Annotated in this window: 22 protein-coding genes; 12 read left to right on the plus strand and 10 right to left on the minus strand. The window is 68.8% G+C overall.

The window, feature by feature from the left end; translation table 11 throughout:
* Positions 1–152: 152 nt before the first annotated feature.
* On the plus strand, positions 153–1,892 hold the full coding sequence (sppA, locus tag IT182_01450; protein ID MCC6161994.1) for a signal peptide peptidase SppA: 1,740 nt from the start codon (positions 153–155) through the stop codon (positions 1,890–1,892).
* A gap of 34 nt (positions 1,893–1,926) precedes the next feature.
* On the opposite strand, the gene IT182_01455 is transcribed toward sppA, so the two are convergent.
* Positions 1,927–3,828: a peptidyl-prolyl cis-trans isomerase gene (locus IT182_01455; GenBank protein ID MCC6161995.1), complete on the minus strand. Its 1,902-nt coding sequence runs from the start codon at positions 3,826–3,828 to the stop codon at positions 1,927–1,929.
* A 193-nt stretch (positions 3,829–4,021) separates the two neighbouring features.
* On the opposite strand from IT182_01455, the gene IT182_01460 reads away from it, so the two are divergent.
* The 8 genes from IT182_01460 (at position 4,022) to IT182_01495 (ending at position 13,011) form a co-directional block, all read left to right on the plus strand.
* Complete coding sequence (locus IT182_01460; GenBank protein ID MCC6161996.1) at positions 4,022–5,074, plus strand: GGDEF domain-containing protein; 1,053 nt, start codon at positions 4,022–4,024, stop codon at positions 5,072–5,074.
* A gap of 11 nt (positions 5,075–5,085) precedes the next feature.
* Positions 5,086–6,096 carry a rod shape-determining protein gene (locus IT182_01465; protein MCC6161997.1) on the plus strand — a complete coding sequence of 337 codons (1,011 nt, stop codon included), beginning with the start codon at positions 5,086–5,088 and terminating at the stop codon, positions 6,094–6,096.
* Positions 6,097–6,151: 55 nt separating this feature from the next.
* Entirely contained in the window at positions 6,152–7,027 is an 876-nt protein-coding gene (gene mreC / locus IT182_01470; protein ID MCC6161998.1) for a rod shape-determining protein MreC, read from the plus strand.
* Positions 7,024–7,548, plus strand: coding sequence for a rod shape-determining protein MreD (gene mreD / locus IT182_01475; protein MCC6161999.1), 525 nt, complete (start codon positions 7,024–7,026; stop codon positions 7,546–7,548). The genes mreC and mreD overlap by 4 nt, the downstream gene beginning before the upstream one ends.
* A 22-nt stretch (positions 7,549–7,570) precedes the next feature.
* The gene (gene mrdA / locus IT182_01480) at positions 7,571–9,490 is read left to right on the plus strand and encodes a penicillin-binding protein 2 (protein MCC6162000.1); all 1,920 of its coding nucleotides are present in this window, start codon (positions 7,571–7,573) and stop codon (positions 9,488–9,490) included.
* An 81-nt stretch (positions 9,491–9,571) separates the two neighbouring features.
* Complete coding sequence (gene rodA / locus IT182_01485) at positions 9,572–10,672, plus strand: rod shape-determining protein RodA (GenBank protein ID MCC6162001.1); 1,101 nt, start codon at positions 9,572–9,574, stop codon at positions 10,670–10,672.
* Positions 10,673–10,798: 126 nt separating this feature from the next.
* Positions 10,799–12,439, plus strand: coding sequence for an Rne/Rng family ribonuclease (locus IT182_01490; protein ID MCC6162002.1), 1,641 nt, complete (start codon positions 10,799–10,801; stop codon positions 12,437–12,439).
* A 77-nt stretch (positions 12,440–12,516) separates the two neighbouring features.
* Positions 12,517–13,011, plus strand: a complete 495-nt coding sequence (locus IT182_01495; GenBank protein ID MCC6162003.1) for a hypothetical protein — start codon at positions 12,517–12,519, stop codon at positions 13,009–13,011.
* Between the two features lie 74 nt (positions 13,012–13,085).
* On the opposite strand, the gene IT182_01500 is transcribed toward IT182_01495, so the two are convergent.
* From IT182_01500 to IT182_01540, 9 genes are all read right to left on the minus strand, one after another.
* Positions 13,086–14,195 carry a DUF4097 family beta strand repeat protein gene (locus IT182_01500; GenBank protein ID MCC6162004.1) on the minus strand — a complete coding sequence of 370 codons (1,110 nt, stop codon included), beginning with the start codon at positions 14,193–14,195 and terminating at the stop codon, positions 13,086–13,088.
* Between the two features lie 53 nt (positions 14,196–14,248).
* Positions 14,249–15,001: an anti-sigma factor gene (locus IT182_01505; protein ID MCC6162005.1), complete on the minus strand. Its 753-nt coding sequence runs from the start codon at positions 14,999–15,001 to the stop codon at positions 14,249–14,251.
* Complete coding sequence (locus IT182_01510; protein ID MCC6162006.1) at positions 14,998–15,543, minus strand: RNA polymerase sigma factor; 546 nt, start codon at positions 15,541–15,543, stop codon at positions 14,998–15,000. Before IT182_01510 ends, IT182_01505 begins: the two co-directional genes overlap by 4 nt.
* A gap of 17 nt (positions 15,544–15,560) precedes the next feature.
* The gene (locus tag IT182_01515; protein MCC6162007.1) at positions 15,561–15,914 is read right to left on the minus strand and encodes an MGMT family protein; all 354 of its coding nucleotides are present in this window, start codon (positions 15,912–15,914) and stop codon (positions 15,561–15,563) included.
* A 16-nt stretch (positions 15,915–15,930) separates the two neighbouring features.
* Positions 15,931–16,722 (minus strand): hypothetical protein, encoded by a 792-nt coding sequence (locus tag IT182_01520; protein ID MCC6162008.1) that lies wholly within the window; start codon positions 16,720–16,722, stop codon positions 15,931–15,933.
* Positions 16,719–18,227 carry a S8 family serine peptidase gene (locus IT182_01525; protein MCC6162009.1) on the minus strand — a complete coding sequence of 503 codons (1,509 nt, stop codon included), beginning with the start codon at positions 18,225–18,227 and terminating at the stop codon, positions 16,719–16,721. The genes IT182_01520 and IT182_01525 overlap by 4 nt, the downstream gene beginning before the upstream one ends.
* Positions 18,228–18,330: 103 nt before the next feature.
* Positions 18,331–19,659: a Gfo/Idh/MocA family oxidoreductase gene (locus IT182_01530; GenBank protein MCC6162010.1), complete on the minus strand. Its 1,329-nt coding sequence runs from the start codon at positions 19,657–19,659 to the stop codon at positions 18,331–18,333.
* Positions 19,660–19,788: 129 nt separating this feature from the next.
* The gene (locus IT182_01535) at positions 19,789–20,235 is read right to left on the minus strand and encodes a hypothetical protein (protein ID MCC6162011.1); all 447 of its coding nucleotides are present in this window, start codon (positions 20,233–20,235) and stop codon (positions 19,789–19,791) included.
* Positions 20,225–21,907, minus strand: a complete 1,683-nt coding sequence (locus tag IT182_01540; protein ID MCC6162012.1) for an amidohydrolase — start codon at positions 21,905–21,907, stop codon at positions 20,225–20,227. The genes IT182_01535 and IT182_01540 overlap by 11 nt, the downstream gene beginning before the upstream one ends.
* A gap of 33 nt (positions 21,908–21,940) precedes the next feature.
* On the opposite strand from IT182_01540, the gene IT182_01545 reads away from it, so the two are divergent.
* The 3 genes from IT182_01545 to IT182_01555 all read left to right on the plus strand — a co-directional run.
* Positions 21,941–23,260: a thymidine phosphorylase gene (locus tag IT182_01545; protein MCC6162013.1), complete on the plus strand. Its 1,320-nt coding sequence runs from the start codon at positions 21,941–21,943 to the stop codon at positions 23,258–23,260.
* 6 nt (positions 23,261–23,266) lie between these two features.
* Positions 23,267–24,100 (plus strand): purine-nucleoside phosphorylase, encoded by an 834-nt coding sequence (locus tag IT182_01550; protein ID MCC6162014.1) that lies wholly within the window; start codon positions 23,267–23,269, stop codon positions 24,098–24,100.
* 20 nt (positions 24,101–24,120) lie between these two features.
* Positions 24,121–24,500: cytidine deaminase (locus IT182_01555; GenBank protein ID MCC6162015.1), on the plus strand; the 380-nt coding region annotated here is incomplete at its 3' end.

The raw sequence follows: 24,500 nt of genomic DNA on the forward strand, positions 1-24,500 counted from the left end.
GTCACAGAAGACCAAGTATACAGCAGGTGCGGCGCGCGGAGGAAGGACTCGGTCGGCCCACACGAAAATTGCGGGTGCTATCCTCACGGATCGACGCAGTGTGATTCCGGTGTCGCGCCCCCAGCGCGGCGCCGTTCGCCAAAGGAACGAGCGTGGCTGTACGACGAGGCGTGTGGGTGGTGGTGGTCCTGCTGGCGTGCGCGGTGCTGGTGTCCGCCGCGCTGGTGGCCTTCTCATGGGTCGCGTTCAGCCGCCCGCCGGGCGTGCCCACCAAAGGTGTCCTGGTCCTCAAACTCCAGGGCGACATCGCGGAGATCTCGACCAATCCCTTCGACTCGCTCTTTGTCGAGCCGATCACCGTGCGCAACGTCACCGAGGCCCTGCGTGCGGCCAAGACGGACCCGCGGATCACGGGCGTCCTGCTGCGGCCCATCCAGGCACCGGCCTTGTGGGGCAAGGTGCAGGAACTGCGCGACGCGCTGGTCGACTTCAAGTCGTCGGGCAAGCCGCTCGTTGCCTTCCTCGAATTCGCGAGCGAACGCGAGTACGTGCTCGCTTCAGCGGCCGCGCGGGTCGTGCTCGTCCCTGCCGGTCAGCTCAACCTGACAGGCCTGGCCAGCTACCAGGTGTTCCTCCGCGGCACGTTCGACAAGATCGGCGCCACGCCGGACCTGCTCCACATTGGGGACTACAAGACGGCCGTCAATACGTTCACCGAGAAGGGCTTCACGCCCGCGCATCGCGAGATGACCGAGTCGCTCAACCATGACACGTTCGAGCAGTTGGTCGCCGCCATCGCCGGTGCGCGCGGCAAGTCGGCAGACGAGGTGCGCGGCCTCATCGACGAGGGACCGATGCTGCCCGACGCCGCACTCGAACACGGTCTGGTGGACGATGTGGCGTACTACGACGAGATCGGGAAGACCAGCGACCTCGGTGATGGGTTTGCGGAACTGTCGCTCGACAGATATCTGACCGTCGCACGAGGCACGCGCCCGAGTCTCAAGGCACCCCGCCTCGCGGTGCTGTATGCCGTCGGCACGATTGTCTCGGGTAACGGCAGCGGACCGACGGGATCCGATGTCGGCTCCGACAAGCTCACCGAAGCGATCCGCGAGATCCGCAACGACGACAGCATCAAAGCCGTCGTACTCCGCGTTGACAGCCCAGGCGGATCCACGGTGGCGTCCGACGTGATCTGGCGGGAACTGATGCTGCTGCGCGCGCGCAAGCCACTCGTGGTGTCGATGTCGGATCTGGCCGCCTCAGGCGGCTACTACATCGCCATGCCCGGCCATGTGATCGTGGCGCAGCCCGGGACGCTCACCGGTTCCATCGGCATCTTCTCCGGCAAGTTCGTCACAGGCGGCACGTACGGCAAGCTGGGCATGCAGATCGAGGCGGTGAGCGAAGGGAAGTACGCCGAGATGTACTCGCCCACGCGCACGTTCAACGCGGCCGAGCGCCGCAAGGTGGAAGAGCACATGCAGGCCTTCTACGACCAGTTCGTCGAGAAGGTCGCCGAGTCGCGCGCATCGACACCCGAGAAGATCGACGCCATCGCGCAGGGACGCGTGTGGACCGGCCGTCAGGCCCGCGAGCACGGGCTGGTCGACGAACTCGGTGGTCTCCCGCGCGCCATCGCGATCGCGCAGCAGCGCGCCGGGATCGCCAAGGACGAGGCCGTCAACGTGGTGGTCTATCCCCGGAAGCCCACGGTGTTCGAGGCGTTGACCCTGCTCGGCGGCGGCCAGGGCGCACGCGCGGCCATGGTCGAAGCCCTGCTGCCGGAAGCCGACCGCAGGACACTCGCGGCCGTCAGACAGCCGCTGCGCCTGGTGCAGCGGGGCGAATCGCTCGCCCTGCTGCCGTGGGTGTTTATCGGCAACTGAAGCGTCGCCGGTTGCCGGTTGCCGGTCTCTGTCCCTACGTCGTCAGGCGCCGCAGGACCGTCTGATCGACGGTGATGCCCATGCCCTGCTTGGCCTTCAGCATGTAGCTGGCGAAGAACTGCGCGCGCTTCTGTGACGAGAGCTCGTTGCGCGTCGCCTCGCGGTTCTTCGCCAGGTCGTCGGCCGCCACGTCCGTGCGCTTCACCACGCGCAGCACGATGACGCCATTGGGCGTGGTGAGGGGTTCGCTCACGGCGCCGACCGGCAGCGAGAACGCAACCCGATCGACGGCCGGACTCGGCCCGACTTCCGGGATTGCCGCACCGCGCACCAGGTCGTCGGCCGTGCGCAGCGACAGCCCCGCCGCCTTCACGCCCGCCGCGAAGTTGGCCGCGGTCTTGAGCGTGGCCGCGGCAGCCGTGGCCTTCTCGCGCGCGAGATCCTGCGCGCGCTTGCGCTTCAGGTCCGCCGTCGCGCGTTCCTTCACCTCGTCGAGCGCAGGGACGCGCGCGTCCTCGGTGCCGGTGACGGTGATGAATGCCACGCCCGTGCCCGTCGGCAGCGCACCGCTCACCTTCCCGACGTCGAGACCGAACGCCTCCTCTGATACATCCGGTGAGGCGCCAAGACCTGGAATCGGTTCGGTACGCGTGAAGAGCGGCGACTCCTGCGTCTTCAACCCGCGCGCCGCGGCGGCCTTGTCGAGGTCGGCGGGCGTCTTCACTTCCCGCGCCACGGCATCGGCCAGATCCTGCACGCGCGTCTGCGCGCGTTCGAACGTGAGCTGCTCGGTGATTGCCTGCCGCACGCTGTCGAGCGGCTGGACCTCGGCGGCCTTCTTGTCGGTGGTCTTGATGATGTGGAAGCCGAACTGCGACCGCACGACGTCGCTCAGCTGACCCACGGGCAGCGAGAACGCCACGGCCTCGAACTCCGGCACCATGCGTCCCCTGGCGAAGAAGTCGAGATCGCCGCCGCGCGCCGCGCTCGCCACGTCCTGCGAGTTGGCCCTGGCCAGGGTTTCGAAGTCGGCGCCGGCCTTGAGCTGCTTCAGCAGATCCTCGGCCTTCGCGCGCACCGCCGTCTCGTCCTTGCCCTCGATGTTCAGCAGGATGTGGCTCGCGCGCACCTGCTCGGGCTGCGAGTACTGGTCGATGTTCTGACGGTACGCGCGCTGGATGTCCTGCTCGGGCACCGTGATGTTGCTGCGGATGGCCTGCACGTCGAGCAGCAGATAGCGCACCTTGCGGCGCTCGCCGATCCGGTACGTCTCCTTCTGTTGCTCGTACCACGAGGCGAGGTCGGCGTCGCTCACCTGCACCTGATCCGTGTACGACACGGTCGGGAACGACACGAGCTCCAGCGAGACCTTCTCGTTGCGGCGCCGGTACTCGGCGTCTGCCTCGGCGTCCGAGACCGTGATCCACTCGGTGAGGGTGGCGCGCATCTTGTCGAGGATGACGGTGTTGCGAATCTCGTCCTCGAACTGGGCCGGCGTGAGCGGGGGGCGCTGCAGGCGGAGGAGCTGGCGATAGCGCTGCTCGCCGATGAACTGCCCGTTCTCCTGGAACGCCGCGATGCTCATGATGCGGTCGCGCACTTCCACGTCGTTGGCCGTGATGCCCAGGCGCGTCGCTTCGGCGATGACCGCCTGCTGGTCGATCATCTGCCGCAGCACCTGCTGGTCCATCCCGAGCTGTCGCAGCATGGCCGGGCTCATGTTCCCGCCGTATGCGTTGCGGAACTGCGCCAACTGCGCGTTGTAGGCACGCGAGAAGTCCCCGGCCGTGATCGGCCGGCCCTGCACCGTGGCCACGGCGTCGGCGGTCGACCCGGTCCCGGTGGGTGGCGACAGGAAGTCGGGCACGTAGAAGAACACGAATGTGAGCACCACGAGGGCGAGGCTCCACTTGAGCCACCCTTGGTGGCGACGCATCCGGTCGAGCATGGTCATACGGTTCGTTCTCCGGCGGCCGCGCGTACGCGGAGCCCCTTGGCGGGACCCGCGCCGGCGTCGGCACAAGACCGACCATTATACGGCACTGGATATGCAAGGCTATGATAGCGATCGGTTTTGTGACCCCCCTTTCGTCCCACGCCTGCTATCGGGTGCCTCGAGTATCGACGCCGTGAACCTGGCCCGTGTCCTGCCCCGTCTGCCCCGTTCGGCGCGGCGCCACCTCGCTTCGCGCGCGGCGCTGCATGCCTGGTGGCTCGCCCTCCAGCGCCCGACGTCGAGCCCCGCGCTGGCTCGGTTCCTCGTCACCCGCATGTCGGAATGGCTGCCGCTCCCCGTGTGGGCCATCGTCGTCCCCGGGACGGGAGGTCTCGACGTCCTCGCGGGCGGTACGCGCCGTAGGCGCTTCGCCGATGCCGCCGTCCACGCGGCCGAAGCCGCGCTGACGGCCAACAGTCACTGGAGTACCGGGTCGATGCGCGCTGCTCTGCGGGTGGGGCCTGACGCGGCCGCTGTCGCGTGGCTCCTCAAGAGCCGAGAAGATGTGACGGCGGTCCTTGTCGGCGTGGACGAGGTGCCCGCGCCGCGGCCGCCCGACGTGGCCACCGTGGCGCAGGCGCTGACGGCCGACGTCTTCGAGCCCATGGGGCTGGCGCTCGAGCGCGTCCGCCAACTGGATCGTCTGAAGGAGCTGGCGTCGATCGATGACCTCACGGGGTTGTACAACGCGCGACACCTGCAGCACACCGTCGAACTCGAGCTCTCGCGCCTGGCCCGCACCGGCAGGCCGCTCTCGCTCGTGTTCCTGGATCTCGACGCGTTCAAGCGCGTCAACGATCGTCTCGGCCACCTGTTCGGGAGCCTGACGCTCGTGGAAGTGGGGCACCTGCTGCGCGCGTGCGTCCGCGTCACCGATACCCCGGTGCGCTACGGCGGCGACGAGTTCGTGGTGGTGCTGCCCGGCACCAATCAGCGCGACGCGGGCGGCGTGGCACGCCGCATCCAGGAGCGCATGAGGGCCGAGACGTTTCTATCGGGGCGGGAGACGCCGGTGCGTCTGACCGTGTCTGTCGGTGTGGCCACCGTGACCCGCCCCACGTATTCCGCCGCCGACCTGATCCGGACCGCCGACGAGGCGATGTACTGGGTCAAGCGGAACGGCCGTAACGGGGTCAGGGCCGTCCTGCTCGGCAGGGGAGCCCAGAAGAGGAGTGCGTCGGAGTGAGCCTGCGTTCGCTGTTCTCGTTGTTCTCGAGTGACCTGGCCATCGACCTCGGCACCGCCAATACGTGCGTGTACGCCAGGGGCAAGGGCATCGTCGTCAACGAGCCGTCCATCGTCGCCATCAACAAGGTCAACGGCCGCATCGAGGCCGTGGGCAAGGAAGCCAAGGACATGCTCGGCCGCACGCCGGGCAACATCGTGGCCATCAAGCCGATGAAGGACGGCGTCATCGCTGACTTCGAAGTCACCGAGAAGATGCTCACGTACTTCATCAAGAAGGCCCACAACCGCAACGTGTGGGTCCGCCCGCGCATCGTGATCGGCGTGCCGAGCGAGATCACCCAGGTGGAGAAGCGCGCGGTCAAGGACAGCGCCTACAGGGCCAAGGCGAGCGAGGTGCACCTGGTGGAGGAAGCGATGGCGGCCGCCATCGGCGCCGGGATGCCCATCACCGAGCCCTCGGGCAACATGATCGTGGACATCGGTGGCGGCACCACCGACATCGCCGTCATTTCGCTGGCGGGCCTCGTGTACAGCAAGGCCGTGCGCGTGGCCGGCAACGAGATGGACGAAGCCATCATTCAGTACATCAAGAAGACCTACAACCTGCTCATCGGTGAGCGCACCGCCGAGCAGATCAAGATGGAGCTGGGATCGGCCTTTCCACTCGAGGATCCGCGCGAGATGGAGATCAAGGGGCGTCATCTGGTGGAGGGCGTGCCCAAGACCATCACCATCACCGACGAGGAGATCCGCACGGCACTTGCCGAGACCGTCAACGTGATCGTCGACGCCGTGCGCATCGCGCTGGAGCGCACGCCGCCGGAACTGTCTGCCGACATCGTGGACCGCGGCATCGTGCTCACCGGCGGAGGTTCGCTCCTGAAGAACCTCGACAAGCGGCTCCGCGAAGAAACGGGATTGCCCGTCGCGATGGCCGAGGATCCGCTGTCGACCGTCGTTCTCGGCGCCGGTCGCATGCTCTCGGACTTCAATCTCCTGAGAAAGATCTCGATCGACTGATCCCGACTGCCGATGACCGACGGCCGGATGCCGGCGGCCGAGCCCGTTCTGCCCTGTGCTGACCAACGATCGCGGACCTGTTCTCGAGTTCCAGAAGCGCACCGGCTATCTGCTGGTGGCGGCCCTGCTCGGTCATCTCCTGCTGATCTCGACGCAGGTGAGCTCGCAGCAGGGCGCCAGCGTGCTGGAGACGACGATCTTCGGGGCGTTGTCGCGGGTGCAGGCGTTCACGGGCTGGCTCACGCACGGCGTCACAGGGGCGTGGGGCAACTACGTCGCCCTGCGGCGGCACAGCGCGCGTGCAGACGCCCTGCAGTTGCAGGTAGACCGCATGGGCGTCGAGTTGCAGCACGCCAACGCGCAGGCACGTCGCACCGAGCAGCTCGAGCAACTGCTCCAGCTCCAGCGCACCGAACTCCCGGCGACGATGGCGGCGCGGGTGATCGCGGCGGATCCGGCGGCAGCGTTCAGAACGGTGACGATCGACAAGGGCACGTCAGACGGCGTCCGTCGCGACATGGCCGTTCTCTCGCCGCTCGGGGTCGTCGGTCGCGTCATCGACGAGCCGGCCGCGCACGCGGCCAAGGTGCAGCTCATCATCGATCGCAACGCCGGTGCCGGTGCCGTGGTCGAACGCGCCAACGCCGGGGGGGTCGTCGTCGGCGGTGAAGACGAGGCGCCGCTGCGCATGGAGTACGTGTCGAACCTGGCCGACGTGGCGCCGGGCGATCTCGTGATGACGTCAGGACTCGACGGCATCTACCCGCGAGGGTTCGTCATCGGACGCATCGAGAAGGTGGAGCGCGGATCGGGCCTGTACCGGTTGATCGCCATCCGTCCGCGCGTGGACTTCTCGTCGCTCGACACGGTGTTGCTCGTGACCGGCCCGCCGCCGGCGCCACCGGCCGCCGCGCAGGCACCCACGCCATGACGCGCGTCGTGGTGGTGGGCCTGACGATCGTCGCGGCGCTCATGCTGCAGACGGTGGTGGGATATCAGCTCTTCGGGCATGCGATCGCCATCGATCTCGTGCTCGTGGTGGTGGTGGCCACGGCGATCTTCTTCGGCCCGACGGCGGGACTGGTCAGCGGTACGATCGCGGGCCTGTGCCAGGACGCGCTGTCGGGAGGCGTGCTCGGCGTGGCGGGGCTGGCCAAGACGCTCGTCGGGTTCGTCGCCGGTGTGGCGGCGACGCAGTTCATCGTGAGTGGTGTGATCCCGCGCGGCGTGGTGTTCTTCGCCATGACGTGGCTCCACGGGATCTGTTTCCTGGGTCTCTACGCGATGATAGAGCGGCACGGGATCGGCCACCCCTGGCGGGAACTGCTCGTGCAGAGCCTGTTGAACGCCGTGGTCGGTGCGGTGGCCACGCGGACGCTCGAACGGGGACCTGAGTGGTGGCGGCGCCGCCGATACACGCGCCGCGCGGAAGGACGACGGCTGATGCGCTGAGGCGCAGTGCACGAGACGCGACATGCCATTCGCCGAGGAACGCCAGAACCTGCAGATCCGTCTGCGCGTGCTCCAGTGGAGCGTCGCGGCGGTGTTCCTCGCGCTCGCGACGGCATTCTGGTACTTCCAGGTGGCCCGACATCAGCAGTTCCTCGAGATGGCGGAGAACAACCACCAGCGCGCACTGCCGCTGGCTGCGCCGCGCGGGGTGCTCTTCGACAGGCGTGGCACGGTGCTCGTCGAGAACCGCTTCGCGCTCAACATCTCGATCGTGCGCGAACAGGCCAACGACGTGACGCGTACCGCGCAGACCGTTGCGGACCTGACCGGCGTGCCGCTCGACTCCATCACCGAGGCGCTCACGCGCAGCAGTCGCCTCCCCACGTACCGGCCCACCATCGTCATTCGCGACGCCACCGAAGCGCAGGTCGCGGCGGTCGCCGCGCATCGCCTCGAACTGCCGGGCGTGATCGTCGAGAAGGTGCCGACGCGGCGCTATCCGCCGGCGTCGATGGGCGCGCATCTCATCGGCTACGTCGGTGAAGTGACCGATGCACAGCTCGCGCGACCCGAGTACAAGGACGTGCAGGGGGGCGCCGTCGTGGGACAGGCCGGCGTCGAGCAGACGTACAACCCGCTCCTCATGGGCGTCGATGGCGCGCGGCACGTGATCGTCAACAGCCGCGGGCGCGAGATCGACGTGCTCGGAGAAGACGATGCGGTCGAAGGCCGTCGCCTGCAGCTCACGATCGACGCCGAGGTGCAGCGCGCGGCGGAGGAAGCGTTCCGGCACTACGGCTTCCGCGGATCGGCCATCGCGCTGTCGCCGTCGACGGGTGAAGTGCTGGCCCTGTCGTCGCAGCCGGCCTACGACCCGAACCTGTTCGCAGCCGGCATCAGCCGCTCGGCGTGGAACGACCTGCTGACCGATCCGCTGAAGCCGCTCAACAACCGCGCGATTCAGGGGCGGTATGCCCCGGGATCGACGTTCAAGATCGCCATGGCCGTCGCGGGCCTCGAAGAAGGCGTCGTCACCCCCGAGACGCGCATCTTCTGCGGCGGCGGCGCCTCGTTCTACGGCCGCTACTTCAAGTGCCACAAGGCCGGCGGACACGGCTCGGTGTCGATGCGCGAGGCGCTGGAGAAGTCGTGCAACGTGTACTTCTACACGCTCGGCAACCTGCTGGGCGTGGATCGGATCCACAAGTGGGCCACGGCGCTCGGCCTTGGTGAGATGAGCGGCATCGACCTGCCGCACGAGACGCAGGGCATCATGCCGTCCACGGCGTGGAAGAAGCAGCGCACGGGTGAGAAGTGGTACGCGGGCGAGACGATTTCGGTGGCGATCGGCCAGGGCCAGGTGTCTGTCACGCCCATCTCGCTCGCGGTGATGATGGCGTCGGTGGCCAACGGCGGCACGCGTGTCGTGCCGCATCTGGTCAGCGCCGTGGACAACGGCAAGGGCTGGGAGCGGCTGCCGCCGCCCGAAGGGCAGCACGATCTGCATGTGTCGCCCGAGCACATCGACGTCGTGCGCGAAGGGCTGTGGCGGGTCGTCAACGGCGCCGGGACCGGCGCACGCGCGCGCATCGTGGGCTACGACGTGGGCGGCAAGACAGGTACGGCGCAGGTCATCTCGAACCAGGGTCGGGCGCGCGCGCGCGGCTCGCGCGACCTGCGCGATCACGGGTGGTTCGTCTTCTTCGCGCCGGCCGACAAGCCCACGATCGCCGGCGTCGTCTTCGCCGAACACGCCGAACACGGTTCGTCGGCCGCGCCCATCGCGAAGTACATGATGGAGACCTGGTTCGCCAGGCAGGAAGGGCGTGCGCTTCCGACGCTTGCGCCAGTGCCCGGACAGCCCGCCGCTCCTCAGGCTCCCGCTGTGGCGACAGTCGCCCGGACCGCCACACCGATCCGCACAGACGGAGGTGCCCCATGATGGCGTGCCTGCCCGGTGCTCGACCGTGTGTCCTGCCGGGTTGCCGGTTGCCGGTTGCCGGTTGCCGGCCGAGAGCCCCCCATGTTTGAGCAGCGGCTGTACCGCCATCTCGACTGGAGCCTGCTGGCCGCCGTCGTCACGCTCTGCCTGATGGGGCTCGTGATGATCTACAGCACCACGTACGACCCGATCCGGGATCGCGTGGGGCGCGAGTTCTACACGCAGTTGTCGGCGATGGGCATCGGGCTCGCCGTGATGACCTGCGTGCTCTTCATCGACTACCGCACGCTCACGGGGTACGCGCCCGTCGTCTACGGCGCCGTGGCGGTGCTGCTGCTGTACGTGCTCTACTTCGGCGTCGTGGCCGGCGGGTCGCGACGCTGGATCTCCCTCGTCGCGTTCAACCTCCAGCCGTCGGAGTTCGCCAAGGCGGGGCTGGCCCTGTTGCTGGCGTCCTGGTTCGGCCAGGAAAAGCTCTCCGCGCTGCGCCTCGGCGATCTCGCGGCGGCAGGCGGCCTTCTCTTCCTTCTCTTCCTCCTCATCGCGCGGCAACCCGACCTGGGTTCCGCGATGACGCTGCTGCCGGTCCTCGGCGGCATCGCCTATGCAGCCGGACTGCGCCTGAAACTCATCGGGTACGCGGTCCTCCTGTGTGTGCTCCTGGCGCCCGTGGCGTGGTTCTACGGGCTGCAGGAGTATCAGAAGTCGCGCGTCGTCACGTTCCTGGACCCTTCGCAGGATGCCCGCGGGGCGGGGTATCAGCAGATCCAGGCGCGCATCACCGTGGGGTCTGGCGGCCTCGCAGGCAAGGGGTTCCTCAACGGGACGCAGGGGCAGTACAAGTTCCTGCCCGTCGCCCATAACGACTTCGTCTACTCCGTGCTCGCCGAAGAGCACGGGTTCATCGGCGTGCTCGCCACGCTGGGACTGTATCTGTTCGTGCTGATCCGCTCGCTCGACGCGGCGCGGCTCGCGCGCGATCGCATCGGGGCCTACCTCGTGGTGGGCCTCGTCTCGTGTTTTGCCTTCCAGGTGATCTACAACATCGCCATGTCGGCCGGCCTGGCGCCGGTCAAGGGGCTCACTCTGCCCCTGATGAGTTATGGCGGGTCGTCGATCATCGCCACGCTCATGAGTTTCGGCCTCATCCTCAACGTGAGGATGCGGCGGTTCGCGAATTGATGGTGACGGCTCCTGCCTTCGTCGTATGGCGCATGGTGCTGCGACTGCTCGGAGCGACCTTCGGGTCGCGAGCGCCGCATGCGCCCGCCCGCGACGGGGCGGGCGACCGCACCGGGAGCCTGCTGCATGACCAAGGAGATGATTGTCTCCGCGACGGACCGCGAAACGGCGGTCGCCATCCTCGAGGACGATCAGGTCGTCGAGTTCTTCATCGAACGGGAGCACCAGCAGGGCGTCATCGGGAACGTCTACAAAGGACGCGTCTCGAAGGTCCTGCCCGGCATGCAGTCCTCGTTCATCGACCTCGGGCTGGAGCGTGACGGGTTCCTCTACGTCTCGGACGTGATCACGCCGGCCGAGGCGCTCGAAGACGATCCAGACGAGCCATCGACGCCGTCGGAACAGCCGGTCGATGTCGTCGCGGGTGCCCAGGACGGGGTCCGGGACGCCGTCGGCGACGCCGAAGACGACGCACAGGCGGCCGCGTCGGTGGCGCCAGCGGCGAGCAGGGGCGGCGATCGCCGTCAGCGGCAGGACCGTGCCGCGCAGCCCAACATCGAAGATCTGCTGAAGGAAGGGCAGGACGTGTTGGTGCAGGTGGTCAAGGAGCCCATCGGCACCAAGGGCGCGCGCATCACGTCGCACGTCACCATTCCGGGCCGCTTCCTCGTGTTCATGCCGACCGTCGATCACATCGGCGTGTCGCGCAAGATCGAGTCGCGCGAGGAGCGGGCGCGTCTGCGCGGCATCGTCAGGCAGTTCCGCGAGGCGCACGCCTTCAACGGCGGCGTCATCATCCGCACCGCCGCGGCCGGCCGGCCCGACGCCGACATCCTGGGCGATCTCGAGTACTTCCACCAGGTGTGGAAGGAGATCAAGCACAAGTCGGACACGCAGCGATCGCCCGCGGTCATCTACCGCGAGCAGAGTCTCGTGGCCAAACTGCTGCGCGATCTGCTCAACGACGAGTTCAGCGTGATTCGCATCGATTCGCCGGAGGAGCATCGCCGCGTGACGACGCTCATCGAGCGGATCATGCCGTCGATGCTGCCGCGCGTGAAGCTCTACACGCGCGACTTCCCGATCTTCGAGGAGTACGGGATCCGGACCGAGATCGACAAGGCGTTGCGCAGCAAGGTCTGGCTCAAGTCGGGCGGTTACATCGTCATCAACCAGACCGAGGCGCTGGTGGCGATCGACGTCAACACCGGCCGCTACGTCGGCAAGAAGACCACGGGACGGCTGGAGGACACGATCCTCAAGACCAACCTCGAAGCGGTCAAGGAGATCGTGCGGCAGCTCCGCCTGCGCGACATGGGCGGCATCGTCGTGCTCGACTTCATCGACATGGAGGACAAGAAGAACCGCCAGAAGGTCTTCCAGACGCTGGAGCAGGAACTGCGCCGCGATCGCGCGCCGAGCAAGGCGATCCAGGTGTCGGACTTCGGGCTGATCATCATCACGCGCAAGCGCGTGAAGCAGAGCCTGGAACGCATGATGACCGACACGTGCCCGTACTGTTCGGGGACGGGCACCATCAAGTCGAGCGCCACCGTCTGCCAGGAGATCCTGAACGAGTTCAGAAAGGTGGGCGGCGACATCGACGGGCGCGGCGTGCTGCTGCGCGTGAACCCCGAGATTGCCGACGCCCTCCACGGCGACGAGCGCGGCGTGCTGCGCGAAGTGGAGCAGGTCATCGGGCGGACGGTGACCGTCCGCCCCGACGCCTACCTCCACCACGAGCAGTTCGACGTGATGGCGCTCTAGGCAGGGGGCCGCCAGTGGCTGAGCTCCCAGGTCCGTCTGTTCCTGTATACTGCCGACTGGAGCTCAGGAGGCTACTGATGACGCGTAGAATGACGGCTGGACTGACGAGCGTGGTGGCGGCAAGTGCGATGGCGCTCGTGGCGACGACGGCTCCCCTGGCGGCCCAGCACAAGGCACCGAATGCGCAGCCTGCCACGGCTGCTGCTGATACGTCAGCACTTCCTGTCGGGACCACGTCGCTCGGCACGGTACGCCTGACCCGCAGCGTGAAGGCCAATGGCGAGGCCCTGCCGGCCGGCAGCTATCAGCTGCGGCTGACGGGCGAGGAACCGCCGGCCCCCACCGGGGCGACCAAGCCGTACGAGCGCTGGGTGGAATTCGTGCGTGGCGGCAGGGTCGTCGGCCGCGAGGTCGTGAGTGTGGTGCCTGCCAGCGAGATCAAGAACGTCTCGAAGGGCGGCGCGCCGGCGCCAGGCCAGTCGAAGGTGGAACTGCTCCGGGGTGACGATTACCTGCGCGTGTGGGTCAACCGGGGCGGCACGCACTACCTGGTCCACCTCGCCACGGCGTAAGCGGGTTCGCAGACCGAAATAGGAAAGGGCCGCCTCGTCAAGGCGGCCCTTCGTGTTTCTGGCGGGCCCGGCTTCTACTTCTGTTCGTTCCCCGCTCTGACCACGCGGATGTTGCCGGCAAAGGAACTGAGGTCGAAGAAAGCCGAGGCGTCGCCGACGCTGCCGCGGACGTAGTGACGGCCGGGAGCAGCCGGCTCGGTGGGGATGTCGCTCCTGACGTCACCCTTGACGGTGGCGGCTTCGAATTCGAACCCCCCGCGTCCGGGCGCCACGACGACGATGATGTTGCCGCCGTGGGTCTTGATTTCGTAGCGGCCGGCTGCACGCGGGATCGCGTCGAACTCCACGTTGCCCGAGATCGTGCTCACCGACGCGCGATCCGACGACGAACCCGTGACGCGGACGTTCCCCGTCACCGAGCCGAGCGTGAGGGACGTGGCCTTCACCCCCGATGCCGTGACGTTGCCGCTCACCGACTGCAGATTCGCTTCGCCCGCCACGGTGCTCCGTGACAGCGCCACGTCGCCGGACATGCTGCGCAGCAGCCTGACGCGCGACAGCGCTTCGCCGAGTACGTCGCCTGCCATCGCCACCACGTGGACGTCGCCGGCGACGTTGGACAGCACGACGTTGCCCTGGACGTTGCGCAAGTCCAGCGCCGTGCCGGCCGGCAGCGCGATTTCGTAGTCGGTCCGTACGCGGACACGCCCGTTGGACGGCGTGGTGCCGCGCGGCGGCAGCGCCGTTCGCACGGCCACGCGATTGGCGTGCGAGGTCACGTCGACCGAGAGGGACTCGAGCAGCGCCTGGACGTCCGGCCCGCGTCCCTGCACGCGGCGCACGACCGACAGGCGTCCTTCGCGTCCCTTGCCGCCCACCACCACCACGTCGCCGAGCGTGTTGACCAGGTCCAGCGTGATGCCGTCGCCGCCCGTGAACGCGCGCACGATCGTATCGCCGTCAGACCAGTGGACGCGTTCGGCGTCGCGTCTGACGTCGCGCTCGCGCTGCGCCTCGCGCTGCGCTTCACGCCTGGCCTCGCGTTCGCGCTGCTGCTGGTCGCGTGGTGCGGCGGCCGTGCGCGTTGGCGGTGTCGGTGACACAGGTGCGGCAGGAGCCGCCGGCTGCACGAGAGCCAGCGGGTCGTTCCAGAGCGGGGCGGCAGCCCCCGGACGTGGCGGCACGGCCGCCAGTACGCTCGCACACATCACTCCACGCCAGATCCCGTTCATCGTCGTCATCCCTTGTTCAACCCCGAGGCAATGGCCGTTGCGCCGGCCGGGTTGCCTTTGCGCATCTCGTTCATCAGCGCAATCGTGTCCTGCAGCAACGCCACCTTGCGGCGGAAGGCATCGAACAGGCTCTGCTGCGCCAGTTGGCTCTGCGGATCGGTGCGCAACGCCTGTCGGCTCTCGTCGATCGCGCTGTCGATCACGGCAAGACTCCGGCGCAGCGTCGCCATCATCGCCGGATCGAGTGGCGACTCGCTCTCGTTGGCGATGCGTTCGAGGCCCGCGATCGCGTTCTCGTAGTGCCGTGCGGCCAGATCGAGCTCGCCTTCGATCGACGTCACGAGATCGGCCGGCGAATCGCCGCTCGAACGTGCCATCCCCGTGTCGGCAGGTGTCGTCCCGAGCGAATGCCGCAGCACCAGCAACGAGCCGGCGACGATGAGCACGAGCATGGCGGCCATGGCCAGCCAGCGCCACGCGAGTCCCCTGGATCTCGCGTCGTGCTCGGGTGTCGCCGGTGCCGCGCGCTGGAATGCCGGATCCGCGGTGAGCTGCGCCGCAATGCGATCCCATGACTGAGGTGAGGGACCTTCGGTGCCGATGAGGCGCAGTTCCGCCTGGAGTCGCCGGGCGTCGGCCATGAGCTGCGCGCAGTCGACGCACGTGGTGAGGTGCACGTCGAGCGCCGCGACCTCGTCGCGGCCAAGCGCCCCGATCATCTGTGCGTCTATCGCCTGCCTGGCGTCCTGGCAGTTCACTGACGTGCTCCTCCCACGCGCGCGCGGCCGAGCAGGCCCCGGAGGCGCGCGCGCGCCTTGTGGACCTGCGACTTCGACGTGCCTTCTGCAATGCCCAGCATCGATGCGATCTCCCGATGCTCGAAGCCCTCCACGTCGTGCAGCAGGAAGGCGGCCCGACAGCCCGGAGGGAGCGTCTTCAACGCACGCTCGAGCTCGAGTCGATCCAGCACGCCGGTGGCCGTGTGCGTCGTGGCCGCGACGGGCGGCAGGTCGTCGTTCAGCCAGTCGGTCTGCTGGTCGTTGCGCCGTGCCTTGCTGCGCAGGCGGTCGAGACAGGCGTTGACGCCAAGCCGGTACAGCCACGTGCCGAGCGACGAGTCGCCCTTGAACGACGTCATCTTGCGAAAGGCGAGCAGGAAGATCTCCTGCAGCATGTCCTCGGCGTCCTCCGCCTGCCCGAGCATGCGATAGGCGACGGCATACAGCCTGACGCTGTGGACCCGATGGATCTCCTCGAATGCCGCCAGGTCCCCCGCGCGGCATCGAGCGGCGAGCCGCATGTCGGCGGCATGACTCGTCACTGGCTCTTTGACGGCAGGACGGGCCGACAGGTTGCCGGCCCCATTCTCACCTTGGCGAACTCGCGGATGCGGCGGCCGACGACGACGACCCCCTCGGCACGGAGGAGAGCGGCCTTCTCCGACTGGTGGCCGCCGTAACCGCCGAGCGCACCGCCCGCAGCCACCACGCGGTGGGCCGGCAGCCGGCGCGGGCCGCTCGTGGCCATCAGCGTGCCCACCGCACGTGCGGCGCCCGGACGTCCTGCCGCCTCGGCCACATCGCCGTACGTCGCCACGCGTCCGGAGGGGATGGCCCGCACAACGGCATACACGCGGTCGGCGAACGACGAGGGGCGCGACTGATGCGTCACGTGCGGAGATCGGCCATCAGAAGACGAACGCCACCTTCACGCGGACCTGAGCTCCGCCGAGATCCGTTTCGCCGTAATGAGCCGAGACGCCTGCAGATCCGATGGCGTCGGGCACCCAGCGGTAGAGGACATCGGCAGTGGCGCTGATGTGGCGTCCGAAGGGCAGCTCCACGCCGCCGAGCACGTGATAGCTGCCGAACGAGTCGCTGACGTTCTCGCTCCCGTCGGCAAATTCCGACGTCTCCTCGTACTGCAGGACGCCGAAGCCACCGCCCGCGAACGGGACGGGCCGCCAGGGCGTCCTTCCCGTCGAGCCGACCTTCGGCCGCGTCGTGAACCGCCAACCGATCGACACGTCGATGGGGCGCGCCGTCACCGTCACGGGGATGCCGAGGTCGAAGCGCTCGCCCGACGCGGTGAGGAACACGCGCGACCCGTCGGCCTCGAACTGCGACACGCTGACGTCGACGAACAGGTGCCTGCCGAGCAGGACGCCGGCGCCGCCGCCGAACGTCGGGCCGCTCGACTTGCCGAGGACCGCCGAGAGACTGTCTGCCGCCGTGAAGGACTGGGTGCCGAACAACGCGAAGACGCGCGGCCTGAACGACGGCTCGCGCTTCGGTGCGGGCGCCACCGCCTCATCGGCCTCGTCGGTGTCGTCGATGATGCCCGGCTCGACTGGCTCGTCCGCGGACCGCGGCCTGTCTACCGCGGGCGGCCGCGGGGCAGCGTCCTGGGCGTGCACGGGCGCCGCCACCAGCGCGACGGCCAGCAGTGACAGCGAGGCGAGGAGGTGACGTCCGCTCATCGCGCAATCCCCAGTCCGCGCAGCGTGGCGCGCGCGTCGATGAGGCCGTGGCCATACTCGTCGTCGCGTCCGGAGGCGCCGCGATCGGTGGCGAACCGCTTGATCGCGGCTTCGATCGCGGCGGGATTGCGAACGCCCTGCGAGTACAGCAGTGCGCCGAGTCCTGCAACGTGCGGTGCCGCCATCGACGTGCCCTGATACCCATCGTCTTCGAGCAGATCGAAGCGTGGCGCGAGCTGGAAGACGCCCATGGCCGAAGCCCTGTAGGTCTGCTGCCACACGAGCGCCGCGGTGCCGCCGGCGCGCCTGTTGCCGCCAGGCGCGGCGATCTCGATGTAGTCGGCGGTGTTGGAGTAGTAGGCGCGGGAGAGGTCCTGCCCCACGGCGCCTACGGCCATCACACCCTCGATGTCGCGCGCGTAGGACGCGGGATACTCCGGCCTGTTGCCGTCTTCGTACCCGTTGCCGCCGGCGAGCGTGACGAACACGCCGCGCGACACTGCGTACTGCAGCGCACTCTGCGTCGTCGCCGCCGGCTGGGTGCCGCCGATGCTGACGTTGATCACCTTCGCGCCGTTGTCGGCGGCATACCTGATGGCTCGCGCTTCTTCGGAGGCGAAGCACGCCCCGCCCTCGAACAGCGGCGGCACGGTGGACACGCCATCGGCGGCGAAGGCAAACAGCACCTCCCATTCGCTGAAGCACACCTTGAGCGGCATCAGGCGCGCCCTGTACGCCACGCCCACGCCACTCTCGCTGTTCATCGCCTGGCCGATCGTTCCCGCCACGTGCGTGCCGTGCCCGTCCATGTCGTACGGCATGTCGTCGTCGTAGGTGAAATCGTACGGCGACACGATCCTGTCGTCAGACGCGATGTCGGTGCTGCGCGCGAAGGGGACCTCGACGATCTGGTAACGGCCCTGGTAGAAGCGCGGGAATCGCAACACGTCGTTGACCATCGCGACGCCCGTGTCCACGACGGCCACGATCACGTTCGGGGCGCCGTCGTTGATGTCCCACGCGCGTTCCGCATTGATCGCGCGCATGTGCCACTGGCGCGAGTACGACGGATCTGTCGGCGTACGCCGCGGGCGATGCAGCACGTCGGGCTCGGCAAACGCCACTTCGGGCCGGGCGGCCAGTGCCGCGGCCGCCGCGCGCACGTCGACGTCGAGCGGCACGTCCACGTACGAGAAGTCCGTCCACGCGTCGCCCGCGCGGACCTGCGTGGGCAGTCCTGGCAGCGCCATCGTCACGGCCGACGTCTGCGCCTGCGTGGGGATGCCTTCACGGAACTTGACGAGCACGCGGCCGGGCACGTGGTCCACGCCGAGGCGGGCCGCCTCGCGCAGACCCTCGGCGAGGTCCACGCGCGGACGTCGCGTGACCGTGGGACCCTGCGCCGAGATCACGAGGCCGAGGGCGGCCATCGCGGTGAGCCCCGCGATCGTCGCGGAGATGGGACGTGCAACGCGTCGGCGCCACCGTCGTGCGCGAGGGCTCACGTCTGATACCTGAGGACTCGCGTGCTGGCGCTCTGGACGATGGGGCACAAGAGACTCGATTCGTGAAGCGCCCGGGCGGACCCTGCCGCCCGGGCCGTGACGGCTACGAGCGCGTCAGCAGGTACTGCTTGCGGAACGTGCGCTGCAGGAACGCGTTGGCGTCCGGGACGTTGGTCACGCGCATCGCCGCCGGGTCGTACTGCAGCGTGGCGTTGGGGAAATTCTCGGCGACGCTGCCGAGCAGCACGGCCTCGGTCACGAGCGACGCGTAGTCGAAGTTGGCCGAGCAGATCGTGCCGGGGCCCTTCAGGACGGCGTCGAGGAACTCGTGGTAGTGGTTCCGGTCGGGCACGGTCGGCAGCGTGCGCGCGGCGAACTTGTCGGCCGGATGGAGCGTGGGCTTCCCGATGTGCGGCAGCAGGATGGCGCCTTCGCTGCCGATGAACACGGCGCCAGAGCCGGGCACCTTGCCGCCCACCGCGTCGATCGCGTGCTGCGGCGGCCGCACCGCGCCGTCGTACCACGAGAACTCGAGCGTCGGCGTGGTGAACGTCGTCCCGGGGAATGTGAAGCGCAGGTTGGCGTCGATCGGCCAGTTGCCGTGCACGGCACCGGGACCCGATGACGTGATCGACGTCGGCAGGTAGAGATTGAGCCCGCGAATGGGCGTGCTGAAGATGTGGCAGCCCATGTCGCCGAGCGTGCCCGTGCCGAAGCTCTGACGCTTGCGCCAGTTGCCCGGGTGGTACACGTCGGTCTTGTACGGACGCTTCTCGCTCACGCCGATCCAGCCATCCCAGTCGAGCGTCGGCGGAATCGGATCGGACCCGGCGGGGATGGGCGACATGTCGCCCCACGTCTTGTCGCAGAACGCATGGACCTCGCTGACCTTGCCGATGAAGCCGTTGCGCAGCATCGCTTCGGTGGCCAGCTGCGTCGGGTGCGACGAGATCTGGATGCCCATCTGCGACACCAGGCGCCTGGCCCGCGCGACGGCGGCGAGTTGGCGCGTCTCGCGCACCGTGGTGGCGAGCGGCTTCTGCACGTACACGTGCTTGCCATACGACATGGCGGCCATCGCGATCGGCGCGTGCATGTGGTCGGGCGTCGACACGTTCACCGAGTCGAGCGCGTCGGCTTCCTTGCGGAGCAGTTCGCGCCAGTCCTGGTAGATGCGGACGTTCGGGAACAGCTTCTTGACCTGCTCGGTGCGCGACAGGTCCGTATCAGCCACGGCCACCAGGTCGAAGGCGGGATGACTGGAGAAGCTGCGGATGTCCGACAGCGCCATCCCCGACGCGCCGAAGCTGGCATGGCGCACCTTGCGCCCCTCCTGGGTGCGGGCCTGAAGGGCATGGCTCGCGAGCGGCACGGCCGCGGACGCCACGGCAAGGTCCTGCAGGAAACGGCGACGAGAGACGGAAGACGGCATTGCGATCGAACCTCCGGAGGGTGGAGCGGCAGCCGCGACACGCGGCAACCCGCACTAGGGTAGGCCGGCAACCGGCAACGGGCAACCGGCAACCGGACGTGATGGCACAGGTCTGCAGGAGATACGCCCCTACTTCCTCAGGGGTAACGCACAGAGGACGGCGACGGCGGCGTTGGCCGCGGCGCTGCCGGTGAGTACGGTGCTCGGGGCCACCGTCGGCAGCCAGCCCATCAGGTGGACGAGGTCGAGGAGCGCGCGGACACCGAACGCCGCACCGAGCCACGTCAGTGCGGCGCGAGGATCACGCACCAGCGTCATCAGCGCGAGGCCGCACGCGAGCACCGCGCACGCCATGTCGAGCGCGGCGACGGGCCCCGCCGTCGATGCCGCCAGTCCGGCCAGGAACGCCGCCGAGAACGCCAGCAGCACGGCCGCCGCCTGCGCCAATCGCAGTTCGGCGACGACGCGATGCGGGGCATGCGAAGGAATCCTGATGGTCTGCCAGGTGAGCACCGCCATGGCCGCCACGAGCGTGAGCGCGCCTCCGGCCAGCGCGCGACTCGCGTCAGAGCCCATCGCGGAACGTCACATGCCCGCCGCGAATCGTGACGAGCGGGCGTGCGGTGAGGATCTCGGCCGGCGGCACCTGCATGATGTCTGCCGACAGCACGAGCAGATCGGCCAGCGCTCCCGGACGCAGCGATCCGAGGTCCTGTTCGAGATGCGCGGCATACGCCGCACCGGCGGTGAAACTGTGAAGCGCTTCGGCGCGCGTCAACCGCTGATCGGGCATCCAGCCCCCCGGCGGCCGGCCGGAGCGATCCTGCCGCGTGACGGCCGCGTAGAAGCCGAACATCGGGTTGGGTTCCTCGACGGGGAAGTCCGAACCGTTGGCCAGGTGCACGCCGCTCCGCAGGAGCGTCTGCCACACGTAGGCGCCTTCGCGCGTGCGGACCTCGCCGACGCGCTGCGCGACCCACGGCATGTCCGACGTGGCGTGCGTGGCCTGCATCGACGCGATCACGTCGAGCGCGGCCAAGCGCGGGATGTCCGCGGCACGCAGGATCTGGGCGTGCTCGTCGCGCATCCGCAGCGTGCGACTGCCCGGTACTTCCCGCTGGAGCCGCTCGAAGAGATCGAGGACCGCCGTGTTCGCGGCATCGCCGATCGCGTGGATGCACGGCTGATAGCCGGCCTGCACGGACGCCAGCGCCTGCGCGTGCAGTTGCTCGGGCGACGTCACCAGCAGACCCCGCGTGGTCGATTCGTCGCTGTACGGCTCGTGCAGCGCGGCACCCCGCGACCCGAGCGCGCCATCGGCGACCAGCTTCACCGCGCGCACGGTGAGCAGGTGCGAGCCGTGACCGATGAGCGGCGGCGGCAGCGTCTCGCCGTTGCGCGGCGGCCGCAGCATCACGTACAGCCGCGTCTTCAACGCACCGGCGTCGGCCACTTCCCGATACATCTCCGCATCGTCCCAGCCCACGCCCGCGTCGTGCACCATCGTGAGTCCGAGGCTGGCGGCGAGATCGTCGGCCAGGCGCAACTGCTCGCGGTGCTGCCCCCGCGACTCGGCGGGAATGTGACGGCCCACGAGGCCCATCGCCCTGTCGATCAGAATGCCCGTGGGACGGCCATCCGCCGTGCGGATGATCCGTCCGCCGTCGGGATCCGTCGTGGCGGCAGTCAGGCCCGACACGCGCAGTGCGGCGGAATTGACCCACGCCGCGTGTCCGTCGACGCGCGAGAGATAGACGGGACGATCGGGTAGGGCCGCATCGAGCAGTGCGGCAGTGGGCCACGCCGCGTCGGGCCAGTCGTTCTGATCCCAGCCGCGCCCGATCACCCACTGACCCTCTGGCAGCGCCTGCGCGCGCGTGCGGACGGCCTCGACCACTGCCCGCGTGTCCTTCGTGCCTCGCAGGTCGACGTCCTGCAGGCTCTGCCCGAGTCCGAGCATGTGTCCGTGCGCGTCGTGGAGTCCCGGGACCACCGCCCGTCCGCCCGCGTCGATCACCTGCGTGAGCGGACCGCGCGTGGCGAGCACGTCGGCGTTGGATCCGACAAGCGTGATGCGGTCACCCTTGACGGCGATCGCCTGCGCCTCCGGTCGCGCGGGATCGACGGTGTAGGCACGTGCGTTGACGACGATGAGCGTGGCGTCGCCGGCAGACGGCTGGACGAGCGCCGTCACCGCAACGCCACCGCTGACGGCGAGCGCGAGCAACAGGGGAAGGAGACGAGTCATGAGGGGAGTGGTGCCAGTATACTTGCGGCGTTCATGCGTGCAGTCGACATCATTCGCGCCAAGCGCGACGGCGGTGCGCTCACCCGCGAACAGATTGCGTGGATGGTCGCGGGCGCGGCCGACGGATCCGTGCCGGCCTATCAGTTGTCGGCATGGCTGATGGCGGTCTGGCTGCGGGGCATGTCGCCCGAAGAGACGTCGTGGCTCACCGACGCGATGGTGCGCTCGGGCGTGCGCGTCGATCTCTCCGCGATCCCCGGCGTGAAGGTGGACAAGCACAGCACCGGCGGCGTGGGCGACAAGACCTCGCTCGTCATCGCGCCAGTGGTCGCGGCGCTCGGCGTACCGGTGCCGATGATGTCGGGTCGCGGCCTCGGCCACACGGGCGGCACGCTCGACAAGCTGGAGAGCATCAGCGGCTTCCGCACGCGACTCACGCTCGACGAGTTCCACGCGCAACTCGCCGATCTGCGCTGCGCGTTGATCGGCCAGACAGACGATGTGGCGCCGGCGGACCGGACGCTGTATTCGCTGCGCGACGTGACGGCCACCGTCGAGAGCCTGCCGCTCATCTGCGCGTCGATCCTCAGCAAGAAGATCGCCGAAGGGATAGACGCCCTGGTGCTCGACGTGAAGACGGGCAACGGCGCGTTCATGGCGCGCGAGGAGGACGCCCGCGCGCTCGCCGACGCGCTCGTCGGGCTGGCAGAACGGTCCGGCCTGCGCGTGGCCGCGCTGCTCACGCAGATGGACGTGCCGCTCGGACGCACCGTGGGCAACGCGCTCGAAGTGCGCGAGTGCATCGACGTCCTGCGCGGCGGAGGGCCGTCGGACCTCGTCGAACTCTCGGTGGAACTCGCGGCGTTGATGCTGTGGTTGGGGCAGGGGCGTCCCACGCTCGACGCATCGCGCGACGCTGTCCGCGGTGCACTCGCCGACGGCTCGGGCCTCGCGATGTTCCGCGCGATCGTCGCCCGTCAGGGCGGCGACGTCGGGATGGTGGACGATCCCTCGACGCTGCCGCAGGCGCCCGTGTGCGAGATGTTCGTCGCGCCGCGCGCCGGACACGTCGCTCGCTACGACGCCGGATTGATCGGTCGCGCCGCGGTTCACCTCGGCGCAGGGCGTGCGAAGGCCGAGGACGCCGTCGATCCGGCAGTCGGCTTCGACATCGTTGCGCCGCCGGGGACTCGCGTCGATGCCGGTGAGCCCCTCATCGCCATCCATGCCCGGACCAGGGCCGGCGTGGCGGCGGTGCGGCCGATGCTCGATCAGGCGCTCACGATGGCCGATGAGCCGCCCGCGCCGCGTCCGCTGATCCTCGATCGCCTGGGGCTCGCACGCTCCTCCTGACCGCACATGACAGATCTGCTCTCGTCCATCGATACGGCCGTTGCGCTCCTCCGCGAGCGTGTGGGTGACGCGCCGGACGTCGCCATCGTGCTCGGTTCAGGGCTCGGCGACTTCGCGTCGACGTTGACGGATGCGACGGCCATCCCGTACGGCGAGATCCCCGAGTGGCCCTCGTCTGCCGTTGTCGGGCACGCCGGCACGCTCGTCGTCGGAACGCATGCGTCCGGCGCGCGCGTGGCGGCGTTGTCGGGTCGTGCGCACCTCTATGAAGGGCATCACGTCTCGCGCGCGGTGTTCGGCGTGCGCGTGATGGTGCGCTGGGGCGTGTCGCGGATCGTGCTCACGAACGCGGCGGGCGGCATCAACAGGGCGCTGTCGCAGGGCGCGCTGATGTTGATCACCGATCACATCAACATGCTCGGCATCAACCCGCTGGTCGGACCCAACGTCGACGCGCTCGGACCGCGGTTCCCCGACATGACGTACGTCTACGACCGTCAGCAGCAGGCGCTCGCGCTCGACGCCGCGGCTGCCGTCGGTGTGCCGCTGCACAGCGGGATCTACGTGGCAACGCTCGGGCCGAGCTACGAGACACCGGCGGAAATCCGTGCGTTTCGCACGCTCGGCGCAGACGCGGTCGGGATGTCCACGGTGCCGGAGGCCATCGCGGCGCGGCACATGGGCGCGCGCGTCACCGGCATCTCGTGCATCACCAACCCCGCCGCCGGAGTCGTCGACGCGCCGCTCGATCATCAGGAGGTGATGGAGACGGCGGCGCGCGTGCGGGGGCAGTTCATCGCGCTCCTCGACGCGTTCGTCGCGAGGTTGGTGGAGGAGTGACCCCACCGTCGCCAGCTGACGTGGATCAGGCGCTCGTGGACGCGGCGCGGGCCGCGCGCGCCAACGCGTGGGCGCCGTTCTCGTCGTTCGCCGTTGGCGCCGCGCTGCGCCACGTCGACGGCCGCATCTTCACGGGTTGCAACGTCGAGAACGCCACGTACGGCCTCACCATCTGCGCCGAGCGCACCGCCATCGTCAAGGCCATCTCGGAGGGGGCGCGACCGGGCGAGTTCACCGCTGTCGTCGTCGTCGCCGACACCGAGGAGCCCACGCCCCCGTGCGGTGCGTGCCGCCAGTTCCTGTGGGAATTCTGCGGTCCCGTTCCCATCGTCCTCGCCACCCCGAGCGCCGTCACCGCCGCCCTCCCCCTCGCCGACCTCCTGCCGCGTCCCTTCGACGC

Source organism: Acidobacteriota bacterium (assembly GCA_020845575.1).
Taxonomy (GTDB): domain Bacteria; phylum Acidobacteriota; class Vicinamibacteria; order Vicinamibacterales; family Vicinamibacteraceae; genus Luteitalea.

Bases quoted from the DNA above. Each gene is read 5' to 3' on its own strand.
- IT182_01455 (MCC6161995.1), bottom strand. From the start codon at position 3,828: ATGCGTCGCCACCAAGGGTGGCTCAAGTGGAGCCTCGCCCTCGTGGTG.
- mreD (MCC6161999.1), top strand. From the start codon at position 7,024: ATGACGCGCGTCGTGGTGGTGGGCCTGACGATCGTCGCGGCGCTCATG.
- mrdA (MCC6162000.1), top strand. From the start codon at position 7,571: ATGCCATTCGCCGAGGAACGCCAGAACCTGCAGATCCGTCTGCGCGTG.
- rodA (MCC6162001.1), top strand. From the start codon at position 9,572: ATGTTTGAGCAGCGGCTGTACCGCCATCTCGACTGGAGCCTGCTGGCC.
- IT182_01490 (MCC6162002.1), top strand. From the start codon at position 10,799: ATGACCAAGGAGATGATTGTCTCCGCGACGGACCGCGAAACGGCGGTC.
- IT182_01495 (MCC6162003.1), top strand. From the start codon at position 12,517: ATGACGCGTAGAATGACGGCTGGACTGACGAGCGTGGTGGCGGCAAGT.
- IT182_01510 (MCC6162006.1), bottom strand. From the start codon at position 15,543: ATGCGGCTCGCCGCTCGATGCCGCGCGGGGGACCTGGCGGCATTCGAG.
- IT182_01520 (MCC6162008.1), bottom strand. From the start codon at position 16,722: ATGAGCGGACGTCACCTCCTCGCCTCGCTGTCACTGCTGGCCGTCGCG.
- IT182_01530 (MCC6162010.1), bottom strand. From the start codon at position 19,659: ATGCCGTCTTCCGTCTCTCGTCGCCGTTTCCTGCAGGACCTTGCCGTG.
- IT182_01535 (MCC6162011.1), bottom strand. From the start codon at position 20,235: ATGGGCTCTGACGCGAGTCGCGCGCTGGCCGGAGGCGCGCTCACGCTC.
- IT182_01540 (MCC6162012.1), bottom strand. From the start codon at position 21,907: ATGACTCGTCTCCTTCCCCTGTTGCTCGCGCTCGCCGTCAGCGGTGGC.
- IT182_01545 (MCC6162013.1), top strand. From the start codon at position 21,941: ATGCGTGCAGTCGACATCATTCGCGCCAAGCGCGACGGCGGTGCGCTC.
- IT182_01550 (MCC6162014.1), top strand. From the start codon at position 23,267: ATGACAGATCTGCTCTCGTCCATCGATACGGCCGTTGCGCTCCTCCGC.